This window comes from Fontibacillus panacisegetis (genome assembly GCF_900102215.1).
Taxonomy (GTDB): domain Bacteria; phylum Bacillota; class Bacilli; order Paenibacillales; family Paenibacillaceae; genus Fontibacillus; species Fontibacillus panacisegetis.
This window is the reverse complement of sequence record NZ_FNBG01000022.1, coordinates 17,650-32,089: the sequence shown is the minus strand read 5'-3', so window position 1 is coordinate 32,089 and position 14,440 is coordinate 17,650. Positions and strand designations below refer to the sequence as shown.

The window sequence follows — 14,440 nt, the reverse complement described above, 5'->3', positions numbered from 1 at the left end:
TGAGTGGAGGGGAAAGAAATGATTCATAATCAGGCGTGTGATGTGCTTGAACGGCTTGTGAATCGGGTCGAACGAGTGATTATTGGCAAAAGAAATGAAATTGAACTTGCTGTCGTATCTATGCTGCAAGGTGGACATATTTTACTAGAAGATGTGCCTGGCGTCGGGAAAACAATGCTGGTTCGTACGTTAGCGGCTTGTGTAGGAGGAACGTTTGGTCGAATCCAGTTTACTTCGGATTTATTGCCTTCTGATGTGACCGGAGTGACAGTGTATCATCCCCAGTATGGTAACTTTGAGTATCGTCCAGGCCCCATACATTCCCATATATTATTAGCTGATGAGATTAATAGAGCCGCTCCAAGGACACAATCTGCCCTTCTTGAGGCTATGGAAGAACGTAAGGTAACTGTTGACGGTGTCACGTATTCGCTTCCTCAGCCGTTTTTGCTGCTCGCTACACAGAATCCTCTTGAATATGAGGGAACGTATAGATTGCCGGAAGCTCAGCTGGATCGTTTTTTAATGCGTCTATCTCTCGGATATCCTGTTCCTGAACAAGAGATCGAACTGCTTGGACGTAATCAGGAACATGTGTCCGACATTAAGCCTGTACTCTTGCCGGAAGAAATGGTGGTCATGCAGCGTCAAGTGAGATTGGTGCTGGTTGACGATCGAATTAAATCATTTCTAGTTGGAGTAGCTAACGCATCTCGTCATCATACTCATTTGTCGCTCGGAATCAGTCCTCGTGGTACATTGGCCTGGATGGGGGCGGCGCAAGCAATGGCCTATTATAAAGGTCGTTCTTATGTGATCCCTGATGACGTGAAGGCAGTGGCAGGAGCGGTATTAGGGCACAGAATGATGTTGAAGACAGAGGCAAAAATATCAGGAATGAGCGGAGAGGACATCGTAAGCGATTTGTTAAAGCGCTCTGACATTCCTCTGTTTAACCGTGCCTCGGGGGGGACGGCATGAGAATTGGACAATGGGCCTACGTATGGGGCACTGTGGCCTTAATACTGCTCGCCTTGCTCTACAGCTGGAGAGGTGGACAATCCTTATTGTTTTTAGTGATCCTCCTTGGACTTATTATCATTCAAGGAACGGTTGCCCAGCTGTGCGGACCAACAAGCGCAAAGGTGGAACGAGTATGTAATCCTTTAATTCCTGAAGCTGGTACTGAGATGGCGGTCACCCTAACCATCACCTTAAACGGTAGTATTCCACCGCTCTGGATACTGGTTGAGGATCATTTGGCTCTATCCTCTGGAAGTGAAGGGGCTGGAAAGCTTCTGTTTATGGGCTGGAAAAGAAAATATACAGGCACTTATTATATACATGATGCGAAGCGAGGAGTGTACCGCGGCTCTAGCGTGTATTTAACGTGGGGGGACCTCTTTGGCTGGTTCATGCGCACACTGCGATTACAAAGCGATGACGTCATGATTGTACATCCAAGGCCATTGCTGCTCTCTTCATCAGCGCAAACAGCATTTCATGGCAATTCGGATGTCGAGAATTACGTGCGAGATTCTATAATGCCGGAGAGTACGAGTACGCTGTTCGGGAGACTCAGAGATTATGAGGCGGGAGATCCGCTGCGTCAAATTCATTGGAAGGGCTCGGCCAAAAAAGGAACCCTGCTTACTCGTTTATCAAATGAGACGACAGGGCTATCCCGTTATCTGCTTCTTGATACATGCCCGGATTCTTATGCTGAGAGAGGCTTTGAAGCAGCTGTATCGGCTGCAGCAGCATGGTTGCTTCGGGAGAAGAGCCAAGGCGAAGAAATGCTTCTGTATCATAATGGACTGCAATCTGCTATTACACTCTCGGGCAGCAGAGGGCTGCATAGGGGGCTTGATCTTTTAGCCGATATCAGGCTGGAAACGGATATCTCGAAGCAAGCACTGATTTCAACATCCAAGCTGTTATTTCATGCGATTAACTTCACGTCTCTTCATGCGATAACTTTGATAACGGGAACACTATCATCTCAATTGGTAGACACTGCACTGCATCTCAATGAGATCGGTAGAAAATTAGAGATTTGGAGCGTATGTGATGGCTTAGGTAGACCCGAAATTGCTAAGGAAGTGGCGCGTCTTCGTAAATATGGAATTCCTGTAGTCGTATTCAAACATGATTCGGAGAAAATACAAATCTCCAGGAAGGGAGATGATGTTAAGCATGTCATCGCTTAAGCTGGAGAGTGTTGGAGACATAGATCTGCAAGGTAGTCAGCCTTACAAAGAGACGAGAAGTACAGAATTATCCTATTGGAGAGTAGGACTGAAGCGATTTGCAGTCAGTCTCCTTTTGTTCGGATTATTTAGTGAGTGGCTCTATCCGTTGTTTTCACTGATCGATGAAGGACAGAACAAAATCGTTCATCTGTTTGTAGTATTGACAGCGGGCTTGCTGTTGATTGGTTGTTTTCACATGCCAAAATTGTTGTATGCACCACTGCCTGTGCTCTTCATAGCCGGCTCAATGTATTTCTTTTATGGAGGAATAGAAGGTCTACAGTGGTATACAGAATATTCAGAAATACTTATTCAAGATGTTATGAAGCTTGTTCAATCCGGGAGATTGAACGGAATCAGTCTAGAATCGAGAATGCTGCTGCTTTTGATTGGCTGGTCCTTGCTGATTGTATCTGTTCAAATGCTGGCGCTTGGAAGAGGGAGCATCCTGTTGTTTTTCTCGGTCACATTGCTGTATTTATGGGTCCTTGAGATAGCTGTTGAGATCAACATTACCTCAGGCTTTATTCGTACGGCTGCGTGGGGCTTGGGGCTTCAAATGCTGATATTTAGAAATCATATATCAAGTATGCTTTGGTCTCATCGGAAGGGAGTAAGAAAAGCACAGCATCGAGTTAATTACGTAATTGTCGCTTCAGCATTGCTGAGTGTCTGTGTTCTGGGTGCTGCAATGCTAACCTCTTTGCTACCGATACAGCCTACTAGAAAGATTCCATGGGATCATGCAATGCAAGCTTTGGAGAAATGGAATGGCTCTCACGGGGAAGAGAATTGGAATGCATACAGCACATCAGGTTATTCAAGGGATGATTCTGAGCTTGGAGCGCCTCTTAAGCTAAGGCATGATCCCTATTTCACGGCGGTATCACCACAGCGTACCTATTGGCGTGGTGAAAGCAAAATGCTCTATACAGGAAGGGGCTGGACTCAGCCTGTTCTGGATAGCGAGCTTCAGAATCATCTCATAGAAATTACTTCATCTAATTTAAACAACTCTCATGAGATTCATGGGGATGAAGTTAAGCAGACAGTTATTTTTGAAGAGCCTCAGCCTGTCGGTAGTGGTTCTCCGTTGTTTGGAGGCGGATTACCGCTTACGGTTGGTATGGTATTTTCAGGTGAAGCGGCAGAACAATCGGTTCAAGCTACTGCCAAATATGATGAATCCGCTGATGCTGTCTATATCGAGCAGCTTAAGCAACAAGGAACCGGGGCTCAATCTCTTTGGGGATATGAATTGACTTCCAAATTACAGTCCTACTCTGAGGAGGAACTGCATAGCAGTGTTGGCCCGGACCCTGAAGAGATAAGACGTTTGTATCTACAGCTGCCGGAGAAATTACCTGACCGTGTTCGAAAGCTAGGGATAGATCTGGCTGAACAGGGCGAGAATCGATATGAAGCAGTGCTTGAGGTTATGAGCTATTTAAAGGGGAATTACACATATAGCTTAGATTCCGTCCGCCCCTCACAGAGGAAGGATTTTGTTGATTCGTTTCTGTTTGAGCAAAAAAGCGGATACTGTGATCATTTTTCCACTTCCATGACAGTGCTGCTTAGAAGTGCAGGAATTCCCTCAAGATGGGTAAAAGGTTTTGCTCCGGGTGATCCTGTCTCAGAGAGTGGGAACAGATACGTAATTTCATATGCCGATGCGCATGCATGGGTGGAGGTTTATTTTCCCGGAATTGGCTGGGTTCCATTTGATCCGACTCCTGGTTATGAATCTTTGTCTATCCCTGGTTCTGTCGATGCTGATTCCGGTATGATGAGCACAGGAGGTTCCATTTGGACGAAGGTTGTATTTACTGTTAACTCAGTAAAATCAAGTATGTTAACAGTACTGCAATCATGGTGGAATAGTGCGAAAAACGTTACGGTGGATGTGCTTCTGATTATTTTTAGCGCTGGCTTCGTTCTGTTGGTTGCATTAATGAATCAAAAAAACCTGGTACGCAAGCAATGGTTTCGTCTCCGAATGACTGCCTTAAAGCTGAGTCGAAGATTTCCTGACCAGAAAGAATTACTAGCGGCTGCGGATGTAGTGTGGCGGGAGCTGTACTTGCTCTACGGGACTAAACCACCTGCTATGACAGCAAGAGAATATGTAGATTACATTGGGCATGGTAGGGAAAAATCGAGCGTTTTTGCAGGGATAGAACAATTTGTAGATGTTTGGGAGACAATTTATTATGGTGGAATACGACTCAATCGGACTCAGAGTAAAAATTTTCTGAAGCAGTGTCTCGATTTGGCATTTTCCTCCAAGTAATTAACACCAACAATCTGGTGTCTGATCTTTCTTGACGAGCTCTTTCGTCGTTTCGTATAATTATTGTCATGAATTGAGGGAGGCTCGGTAATGAATAAGCCAAATGAAATGATCGTTGTTCTGGATTTTGGAGGACAATACAATCAGCTGATAGCTAGACGGATTCGTGATTTAGGTGTTTACAGTGAATTGTTGCCTTTTAACACACCGGTTGAACGGATTCGCAAACTTGCTCCTAAGGGGATTGTTTTCTCCGGCGGTCCATCCAGTGTTTATGCAGAGGATGCTCCGCATATTGATCCAGCTGTATATGATATCGGGGTTCCTATCTTCGGTATTTGTTACGGTATGCAATTAATGGCACAACAGCTTGGCGGTAAAGTAGAACGCGCTGCAAAACGCGAATACGGAAAAGCTGATGTCGACTTTGCTCAGGAGTCGCGTTTGACTAAAGGTCTTGATTCCAAACAAACTGTATGGATGAGCCATGGGGATCATGTTGTTGAGCTTCCTGAGGGTTTTGTAGTGGATGCTTCGACTGATCATGCTCCTATCGCTGGTTTTGCAAATAAAGCTCTTAACATGTACGGGGTTCAATTTCACCCGGAAGTTCGTCACTCTGTTCACGGGAATGAAATGATCAAGAACTTCCTCTATGAAATTTGCGGTTGTGAAGGCAACTGGAGTATGGAGACATTTATTGAGGATGCTATTCGTGATATTCGTGCGCAAGTTGGCGATAACAAGGTATTGTGCGCTTTGAGCGGCGGGGTAGATTCCTCTGTAGTTGCCATGCTGATCCACAAGGCGATCGGTGATCAACTTACATGTATGTTTATTGACCACGGCTTGCTCCGTAAGGGTGAAGCTGAGAGTGTAATGGAAACCTTTGTCGGCAAATTCGATATGAAGGTTGTTAAGATCGATGCCAAAGAACGCTTCATGTCCAAATTAGCAGGTGTAGACGACCCTGAGAAAAAACGTAAAATTATCGGTAACGAATTCATTTACGTATTTGATGAAGAATCATCTAAATTCGATGACTTTATGTTTCTGGCGCAAGGTACGTTATACACGGATATCGTAGAGAGCGGTACAGCTACTGCTCAGACGATTAAATCTCACCATAACGTAGGCGGTTTGCCTGAAGATATAAAGTTTGAGCTTGTAGAGCCGCTTAAGGCATTGTTCAAGGATGAAGTACGTAAAGTCGGGACAGAATGTGGTCTGCCAGATGAAATCGTCTGGAGACAACCGTTCCCTGGACCGGGTCTTGCAATTCGTGTACTTGGCGAAGTGACAGAAGAGAAATTGAAAATTGTTCGTGATTCCGATTATATTCTTCGTGATGAGATTGCGAAGGCAGGACTTGATCGTGAAATTTGGCAGTACTTCACAGCGTTGCCTAACATGAAGAGCGTAGGTGTAATGGGTGATGCCAGAACGTACTCTTACACTGTAGGCATTCGTGCGGTAACATCCATCGATGGTATGACAGCAGACTGGGCGCGTATCCCTTGGGATGTGCTCGAGAAGATCTCTGTTCGTATCGTTAATGAAGTGGAGAACGTCAACCGTATCGTTTATGATGTGACTTCGAAACCACCAGCAACGATTGAGTGGGAATAGAATATCAATCATTCGCCTTGCAAACCCGTTAAGGGATTGCGAGGCTTTTTTTATAAGTAGTACAATGTATTCATTGGAATTACTTAGGAGGTTTTATGAAGAATATCACTATAGAAAAAGTCGTAGTAAGAGAAAATGGGTTGTTTCAGGAACTACTCGTAATTTGGGAGACATCAGTCAGAGCAACACATTTCTTTTTGACAGAGGAAGATATTCCAAAATTACGTACGCAGGTCAAAGCTGCTCTGGCTGTGATTGATACATTAATTGTGGCAAAGGATGATTCGTATAAACCAATTGCTTTTATGGGGATTCAGGACGGGAAATTGGAAATGCTTTTTATATCTTCCGAAAATCGTGGTGACGGTGTTGGAAAAACATTAATTTCCTATGGCATCAAAGAATATCACGTTGAAAGTCTTGATGTGAATGAACAGAATCCTCAAGCTTTAGGATTTTATGAACATATGGGATTTGAAGTTTATGAACGTTCAGAATTTGATGAACAAGGAAATCACTTTCCAATTTTACATATGAGATTGAAAAGATAAGGAATGTCGAATATTGCTGGAAATGGAGAGCATACTAATTAATGAGTGAAAATCACAGAAAAAAAATCATTAATTTTAACAAATCGCGAACATTCAATGCCGGACAGGTTTAAAACATTCGCTTTTTCTGTTGACAATTTCTTTGATCGAGCCTAGAATAAGTCATGTGATAAGTCTTAAATAAGACTTGGACAGGAAAATTCGACAAATTACAACTTAATGCTTTTCGTATAATTCCGGGGATTGGCCCGGAAGTTTCTACGAGGTCACCGTAATGATCTGGCTACGAAAAGAAGAGGCGTATGGCATATCAGGGAAATACAATAGAATTTCGAAAATTACAGGTTTTCGTATTCTGTCAGCACTTTTCCTGAGCGCTTCTTCTGAGTGCAACGGTACCCGGGGAATAGTTTTGAACCTCGGGCTTTTTGTCGTTTTTGACTCATTATAAGGAGGAGTATTTTTATCATGGATCGGTTTTTTAAGCTAAAACAGAACGGTACAACAGTTCGTACGGAAATCATGGCCGGTATTACTACATTTATGGCTATGGCTTACATCCTTACGGTCAATCCTAATACACTGACAGCATTCGGTCAGATTGATATGGGTTGGTACTCTGTTTTCTTGGCAACTGCACTTTCTGCAGGTATTTTCACGATCGCAATGGGTCTCTTTATTAACTTCCCAGTAGCACTTGCACCTGGTATGGGTCTGAACGCTTACTTTGCTTCCGTAGTACTTTCGTCAGCTACGACAGATCATCCTTTTACTTGGCAAATGGGCTTGACTGCAGTATTTGTTTCCGGTTTGATCTTCATTTTGCTTACAATTACTCGTGTGCGTCAAATGCTGCTTGAAGCAATTCCTGATTCACTGAAACATGCAATTACGGTTGGTATTGGTTTGTTCATTACCATCATCGGTCTTAAAAACAGTGGCTTGATGACAATCGGTGTTGAAGCGGGAGATAACATTCCTGCACATACATTTACAGATGTCAAGTCATATGAAACAGTTATTCACTTGGGTAGTCTGCATGACACAAACGTGCAACTAGCTATTATCGGTTTGTTGTTGATCGGTATTTTGATGGTATTAAAAGTTCGTGGTGCTATTTTATTCGGGATTTTGGGTACTACAGTTGTTGCCATGTTGATGGGTACAGTTGATTTCAGTACGCTGTCAAATCCTCAAACTCCTTGGGTTCCTGATTTTACAGAACTCAACTTTATGGAATTTGACTGGGATGGAATTATTCACACAGGTATCATTTCAGCAATTGCAACCTTTACTTTCGTTGAATTGTTTGACACGTTTGGTACTCTCGTAGGTACAGCTACTCGTGCCGGAATTATGAAGGATCCTGAGGAAGGCAAGAAACGTGTTGGTAAAGCAATGTTTGTTGATGCTATTGCTGTTACAGGTGGCGCAATGCTCGGTACTTCAACTACAACTGCTTATGTAGAAAGTACTGCAGGGGTTGCTGAAGGTGGACGTACTGGCTTGACTGCAGTTTCTACAGGCGTGTGTTTCTTACTTGCATTGTTCCTGGCTCCAATTGCTGCTCTTATTCCAGGTGCTGCAACTGCCGCTGCTTTGATCATCGTTGGTGTACTTATGGCTCAGTCCATTAAAGAGATCGACTTCCAAGACATGGTTGTTGCAATCCCGGCGTTCATGATCGTAACTATGATGCCATTCACTTACAACATTGCTAACGGTATCTCCTTCGGCATCGTGTTCTACGTAATTCTTGCTACAATTGCTAATTTACTTGGTAAGAAAAAATACAACGTGCACTGGATGATGTGGGTTCTCGCTGTGCTGATCGTAGCACGTTACGTATTCCTTGGAAGTGCAGGCTAATATATAAGACATATATGTGATTTGAAGTTTTGAGGCTGGTCGCAATAGCGGCTGGCCTTTTTTGTGCTAACCCGGATTCTATAACTTGAGATAGATTTCAGTAGAGAAGTCATAACTTTTAATAGGATGCGTATATTTATAGAACAAAGTTGATTTTTAAGAGTTAATCTATCTTCTCGTATCTGGGGTGAAAGAGGACATGCTTACTTTCGTCAAACGAGCAGTTGTATGGCTTGGCGTTTGTCTGTTGTTATTAGTTATACCTGGAAATGTTAGCGGACAAAATATCAATTTAATTGAAAACCCCGGGTTTGAGAAGGGTTCGATGAGTGACCCTTCATTTTGGCAAGGTGACCGTTGGTCGCTGGAGGAAGGAGCCAGTCATTTTGAGGTAGTGGAGAATGAAGCTCATACAGGAACCAGATCTGCTCGGATTGAGATTGTAAAGCCGGATCATGCTAAATGGGTTCAGACCGTAGAGGTGGAACCAAATAGCAACTATGTCATTTCGGGTTGGATTAAAGTGCTGGAGCTTGGTGATGGTGAAATTGGAGCAAATCTGTTTCCACTCGGTATAGGGGGAGCATTTCCCCAAGTAAAAGATCCGCTCAAGGATTGGAAGAAGGTTGAGTTCTATGGAACAACAGGCCGAGAACAGACGGAGTTCATTTTAGCTGCTGGTATTGGTGGATATGGCAGGCTGAATACCGGAATAGCGTTGTTTGATGATATCGGAGTGGAGAAAGTAGACCATATTCCAGAAGGGATTCAACCTGTAGCTTTACAAGCAGACACAGTTCCTGTGAACGACGAGTCAGTGAATGAAGCATCAGTTTCTACTTTTGTTTCTCCTCTAAATCTGGCAATCGTATCTGTTTTGTTCAGTTTGTTGTTTAGCTGGTTGTATTACACGATGATCCGGAGGGACCATCCGTTAGCTTTAGGACGTAATAGCATGATGAGATTTGGTACTGTTCGTGGATGGCTAATTGGCATAATAGCGGCGGCTTTCATTTTAAGGATGGTTATTGCTGTAACCGTACCTCCATTTGAGACGGATATGAACACATTTATGGGCTGGGCGCAGCATGCAGTAGAGAAAGGGATCGGCAGCTTTTATTCGGAACATATTTTTGCTGATTATCCACCTGGATATGTCTATGTGTTATATATGCTTGGTTGGATACGGATGCTGTTTGATCTGAATTATGGGGATGTCGGAACGATTCTGCTTTTTAAGTTGCCGGCAATGCTTGCAGATTTAGTTGCAGGATATTTGATTTATGTAATGGCTAGCAAAAAATCGGGGGGCAAAAGCTTGCTTGGATTGGCCCTTGCAGCGTTGTATCTATTTAATCCAGCTGTAATTATCAATTCTGCTGGATGGGGTCAAGTGGATGCATTTTATGTGGTGTTCCTGATCAGCGGAATTATCTCATTAACTGGGCGTCGCATGGAAAGATCCGCGGTATGGTTTGCGATAGCCACCCTAATCAAGCCGCAAACGCTTATTTTTACACCAGTATGGTTGTTGGCTGCATGGCACTATCGTAAATGGAAATCTATAACGGTAAGTATACTGTATGGGTTGATAACTTTTACTCTGCTCGCGTTGCCTTTTTTCTGGAACAATGGAGGCTTGTCCGCTCTTCTGAAATTGTACAAGACGACGTTATCATCTTATCCGTATGCTTCGGTTAATGCTTTTAATTTGTATGCATTATTCGGATATAATTGGGCGTCGATTGAGGATCGATGGCTTCTGTTTAGCTTTAGCACGTGGGGGATTGTTTTCATCTTATTTGCTGTCGCATATGCCATCTATATTTCGATACGTAAGCGGGGAAAAAGCTTAGGAAAATCTTATTTTATTGCACTCGCGCTTATTGTTATTATGTTTGTTCTCGGCACTAAAATGCATGAGCGCTACATGTTCCCAGTTATGCTTCTATCATTATTTTCCTTCCTTCAGCTGAGAGATCGTAGGTTGCTGTATCTGTTCCTGGGATTCAGTATAACGCAGTATGTGAACGTGGCTTATGTTTTATCCTATTTAAACATGGGGCTTAGCCCGGAAAATGACGGTATCGTACTGTTATGCTCGCTGGCTAATGTGTTGCTTCTATTCTATACGCTTTATTTAGGATTCGATATATATGTACGGAGACGGCGCATTGCCTTCAATGCAGATCATAAGGATGAACGTCAAAAACGGGATCAATCTATTTTGCAAAATTTACAGGTTCTACCCGAGAGATCTTCGTTATTCTCAGGTTTTCTTCGATTACGAGGGATGGATTGGCTATGGATCGGCATTGTTACTTTACTGTATACCTTGGTAGCTGTGTATCAACTGGGTTCATTTAAAGGCCCGGGCACGGTTTGGAAACCTGCTCAACCGACTAGCTTTTATGTTGATTTTGGTGAGGCTAAACAGATTGAGCGTGTGAATTTCTTTGGTGGAACTAGCACCGGAGAATGGAAAATAGATTTTAGTCATAACGCGGACATTTGGGAGAAAACGATTGACGTACCGGATGATTACGGAGGGGTATTTGCGTGGAAGAGTCAAAATGTAGGTACTGAAGCGAGATATGCTCGAATAACAGTAGAACACCCAGGAATATCTCTGCACGAAATGAGTTTTTATGAGCCGGGAAAAAATGATCAGCCTATTGCGATTACACAAATTGTGCCGTCTGATCCAGAAGGGGATAATAGGGCCGAATCGGCGGCACTGCTGTTCGATGAACAGGCCACATCTATTCGAAACTATGGTTATCTAAACAGCACTTATTTTGATGAAATATATCATGCAAGAACAGCTTACGAGTATTGGCATAATCAATCTCCTTATGAGACAACACATCCTCCGCTTGGAAAATGGTTCATCGGGATAGGTATACAACTATTTGGTCTAAGTCCTTGGGGATGGCGAATTGTGGGAACCTTGTTCGGGGCTGCGATGCTGCCTCTGATCTATTTGCTGGCAAGATTACTATTCAATTCACGCAAATATGCAATGATGGCGATGGTACTGCTGGCTGCAGAATTTATGCATTTCACTCAGACTCGGATTGCTACGATTGATGTATATGCAGTTTTCTTTATTATGTTAATGTTCTATTTCATGAAACGATATGTGAGTATGAATTTTTATAAACAAAAGCTCTGGAAAACATTGCTTCCGCTATTCGGTTCGGGCTTGTTCTTTGGAGTCGGAGTGTCGTCGAAATGGATTGTTCTGTATGGAGGAGCAGGTCTTGCAATTATGTTGGCCATGTCACTGTACAGTCGATATAAGGAATACGCTGCCGCTAAACGGCAGTTGAGTGGTTCAGGACGAGATTTGCAGAACGATGAGAAACTGTACCTGGAAATCACAAACACCTTTGTGAGAAAAACGCTGATCACACTAGCTAGCTGTATCTTGTTTTTTATTGTTATACCTATCATGATTTATGCGGCATCCTATATTCCGGCTTTATCGGCCACGGATCAAGGATTTACTATAAGTAATTTGGTGCAGGCGCAAAAGGATATGTTTGATTATCACAGTCATCTGGTAGGAAGTCATCCATTTGCATCGACATGGTGGGAATGGCCTTTTATGAAAAGACCAGTGTGGTTCTACGGTGAATCGGGAGAAGCTGCAGGTCTAGGTATTCATAATGTATCCAATATTGTTACTATGGGGAATCCTCTCATTTGGTGGAGTGGCATTTTGGCTCTCGCAGCGGCTATGTGGATTTCGATAAAACGAAGGGACAGCCGAATGTATGTTGTTTGGATAGCATATCTTTCTCAATATGTACCTTGGATGCTCGTCTCACGAGAGACATTTTTGTATCACTACTTTGCTATGATCCCATTCCTTATCCTTGCCATTGTATATGTAGCGAAAATAGCCGAAGATCGTTGGCCGAAAATACGGTGGGTCAGATATATCTATGTAGGCATGGCGGTCATGTTATTTATTGTGTTCTATCCGGTGCTTTCAGGAATGGAGGTCAGCTCGGAATATGTGGAGCATGTTCTGAGATGGTTCCCTTCATGGGTATTTTAGTGACTTGATTATGACTAGGGGAGGCGTGTTCATGGATGTATTCTGCAGTGTTATCGTTCCTATGTACAATGAGGAAGAAGTAATTGAGCACACGTATACTAGATTAAAGCAAGTGATGGATTGTACTGGAGAGAATTACGAGATTATTTTTGTGAATGATGGAAGTCGTGACCGCACAGAGGAAATTGTGAAGTCCATTTGCAGAAGCGATCCTCATGTAAGATTGATTCAATTTTCCCGGAATTTTGGACATCAGGTAGCGATTAGTGCAGGAATGGATTATGCTTCAGGACAATCAGTTGTCATTATTGATGCAGATCTACAGGACCCTCCAGAAATTATTCTTGAAATGATTGATAAGTGGCAGGAGGGTTATCAGGTCGTATATGGTAGACGTTTGATGCGCAAGGGAGAGAGTGTATTCAAAAAAGTAACTGCCAAATTGTTTTATCGTGTGCTCGGTAAATTGACTCAAGTTGATATTCCACTGGATACTGGCGACTTTCGGCTTATTGATCGTCAGGTATGTGATGTGATGAAGGGGCTGAAGGAAAAAAACCGGTTCATCCGTGGTTTGGTTGGATGGGCTGGATTTCGGCAGACGAGTGTGGAATATGTTCGTGAGGAGCGTTTTGCTGGAGTTACAAAATATCCATTGCGGAAAATGATATCATTCGCTGCTGACGGAATTACTTCCTTTTCACATAAACCGTTAAAAATCGCCTCTTATATCGGTGTGACGCTGTCGTTATCAAGTTTTGTTTATTTGTTTGTAGTTTTGCTTCAAAAATGGATGGAGTTAGGTACCGTTCCGGGATGGGCATCAATCGTTGCTATTAATTTATTCTTTAATGGAATTGTTCTCATGTTGCTGGGAGTTATGGGAGAGTACATCGGTAGAATATATGATGAATCTAAAGATCGTCCATTATATATAGTTCGAGAGGCACTGGGTTATCATAGAAGAGATAATCGTTCAATCGAATCTTCATATGCTTCTGAAGAAATGAGGGATCAGATTGAAGGATATGTCGGATAATTTTTTTAAACTAAAGGCTTTGAAACTTAAAGGATTTCTGTCTAGAAAAGGGCTGGCTCAATTTATAAAATTTAATATTGTAGGTCTAATGAACACGATAATTGATTTTATCGTGTTCTCCTTGCTGCTGCTTTTAGGGATTGGCAGTGTGGGAGCACAGATTATTTCTTATATAGCGGGATCAATCAATAGCTATGTGATGAATCGTAATATTACCTTTGCTAGTATTTTGCATAAGAAGGAAACAAAAAAAATTGAATGGAGGCAATTTATACGATTTGGGGTGCTAAATTTGACGGTACTTGCTATTTCGTTGTTGTGCTTATATTTGCTAATAACTAAGTTGGGCCTGCATCCGATCATAGCGAAAATCATCGTAACTGGTATGACAGTAACGATTGGCTTTTATGTCAGTCGGAAATGGGTATTCAGGGAGAACGATCACCTACGGGAGATGTGAATGAATATTAAATAAGAAATATTATGAAAAAGTTGCTGGAGGCTAGCATAAGTAACGAAAAAACCCAATAGATTGAATATGAAGCAAGAACAAGTGCGAATTAATCGTATTGGAGTGAAACTTATGAGAAGTAGGGCGAGATCGATTATTGCCGCTACGCTAGCTGCCGGATTGACATTAGGCACAGCGAATACGGTCCTAGCTGCCGGAGAACCACAGGATAATTCTATTGAATCGGAATTAGAGACCCTTCATTGGTGTCCGCCTACTTCAACGCCGAC

At 42.7% G+C, this 14,440-nt stretch carries 9 protein-coding genes and 1 riboswitch; all 9 genes read left to right on the top strand.

What is annotated here, in order from left to right; genetic code table 11:
• Positions 1-18 precede the first annotated feature (18 nt).
• The 9 genes from BLS49_RS17075 to BLS49_RS17035 all read left to right on the top strand — a co-directional run bounded on the left by BLS49_RS17075 (position 19) and on the right by BLS49_RS17035 (position 14,159).
• Positions 19-981, top strand: a complete 963-nt coding sequence (locus BLS49_RS17075) for an AAA family ATPase (protein WP_091233322.1) — start codon at positions 19-21, stop codon at positions 979-981.
• Positions 978-2,210 carry a DUF58 domain-containing protein gene (locus tag BLS49_RS17070; protein WP_091233319.1) on the top strand — a complete coding sequence of 411 codons (1,233 nt, stop codon included), beginning with the start codon at positions 978-980 and terminating at the stop codon, positions 2,208-2,210. Before BLS49_RS17075 ends, BLS49_RS17070 begins: the two co-directional genes overlap by 4 nt.
• Positions 2,197-4,545, top strand: coding sequence for a transglutaminase-like domain-containing protein (locus BLS49_RS17065; RefSeq protein WP_175471455.1), 2,349 nt, complete (start codon positions 2,197-2,199; stop codon positions 4,543-4,545). Before BLS49_RS17070 ends, BLS49_RS17065 begins: the two co-directional genes overlap by 14 nt.
• 90 nt (positions 4,546-4,635) lie before the next feature.
• Complete coding sequence (guaA, locus tag BLS49_RS17060; RefSeq protein ID WP_091233313.1) at positions 4,636-6,174, top strand: glutamine-hydrolyzing GMP synthase; 1,539 nt, start codon at positions 4,636-4,638, stop codon at positions 6,172-6,174.
• A 95-nt stretch (positions 6,175-6,269) separates the two neighbouring features.
• A complete protein-coding gene (locus tag BLS49_RS17055; protein WP_091233310.1) occupies positions 6,270-6,725 on the top strand; it encodes a GNAT family N-acetyltransferase in 456 nt (151 codons plus the stop codon).
• A 206-nt stretch (positions 6,726-6,931) separates the two neighbouring features.
• A riboswitch (purine riboswitch) is annotated at positions 6,932-7,031 on the top strand.
• Between the two features lie 162 nt (positions 7,032-7,193).
• Positions 7,194-8,594: an NCS2 family permease gene (locus BLS49_RS17050; protein ID WP_091233307.1), complete on the top strand. Its 1,401-nt coding sequence runs from the start codon at positions 7,194-7,196 to the stop codon at positions 8,592-8,594.
• Positions 8,595-8,793: 199 nt separating this feature from the next.
• Positions 8,794-12,660 (top strand): phospholipid carrier-dependent glycosyltransferase, encoded by a 3,867-nt coding sequence (locus tag BLS49_RS17045; protein ID WP_091233304.1) that lies wholly within the window; start codon positions 8,794-8,796, stop codon positions 12,658-12,660.
• A gap of 31 nt (positions 12,661-12,691) precedes the next feature.
• Complete coding sequence (locus tag BLS49_RS17040) at positions 12,692-13,699, top strand: glycosyltransferase family 2 protein (RefSeq protein ID WP_091233301.1); 1,008 nt, start codon at positions 12,692-12,694, stop codon at positions 13,697-13,699.
• Complete coding sequence (locus BLS49_RS17035) at positions 13,689-14,159, top strand: GtrA family protein (protein ID WP_091233524.1); 471 nt, start codon at positions 13,689-13,691, stop codon at positions 14,157-14,159. Before BLS49_RS17040 ends, BLS49_RS17035 begins: the two co-directional genes overlap by 11 nt.
• The last annotated feature ends 281 nt before the right edge of the window (positions 14,160-14,440 follow it).

What these genes read in the sequence shown, in the direction of transcription:
- BLS49_RS17045 (WP_091233304.1), top strand. Translation starts at nt 8,794, where the DNA reads ATGCTTACTTTCGTCAAACGAGCAGTTGTATGGCTTGGCGTTTGTCTG.
- guaA (WP_091233313.1), top strand. Translation starts at nt 4,636, where the DNA reads ATGAATAAGCCAAATGAAATGATCGTTGTTCTGGATTTTGGAGGACAA.
- BLS49_RS17065 (WP_175471455.1), top strand. Translation starts at nt 2,197, where the DNA reads ATGTCATCGCTTAAGCTGGAGAGTGTTGGAGACATAGATCTGCAAGGT.
- BLS49_RS17050 (WP_091233307.1), top strand. Translation starts at nt 7,194, where the DNA reads ATGGATCGGTTTTTTAAGCTAAAACAGAACGGTACAACAGTTCGTACG.
- BLS49_RS17035 (WP_091233524.1), top strand. Translation starts at nt 13,689, where the DNA reads ATGTCGGATAATTTTTTTAAACTAAAGGCTTTGAAACTTAAAGGATTT.
- BLS49_RS17055 (WP_091233310.1), top strand. Translation starts at nt 6,270, where the DNA reads ATGAAGAATATCACTATAGAAAAAGTCGTAGTAAGAGAAAATGGGTTG.
- BLS49_RS17075 (WP_091233322.1), top strand. Translation starts at nt 19, where the DNA reads ATGATTCATAATCAGGCGTGTGATGTGCTTGAACGGCTTGTGAATCGG.
- BLS49_RS17070 (WP_091233319.1), top strand. Translation starts at nt 978, where the DNA reads ATGAGAATTGGACAATGGGCCTACGTATGGGGCACTGTGGCCTTAATA.
- BLS49_RS17040 (WP_091233301.1), top strand. Translation starts at nt 12,692, where the DNA reads ATGGATGTATTCTGCAGTGTTATCGTTCCTATGTACAATGAGGAAGAA.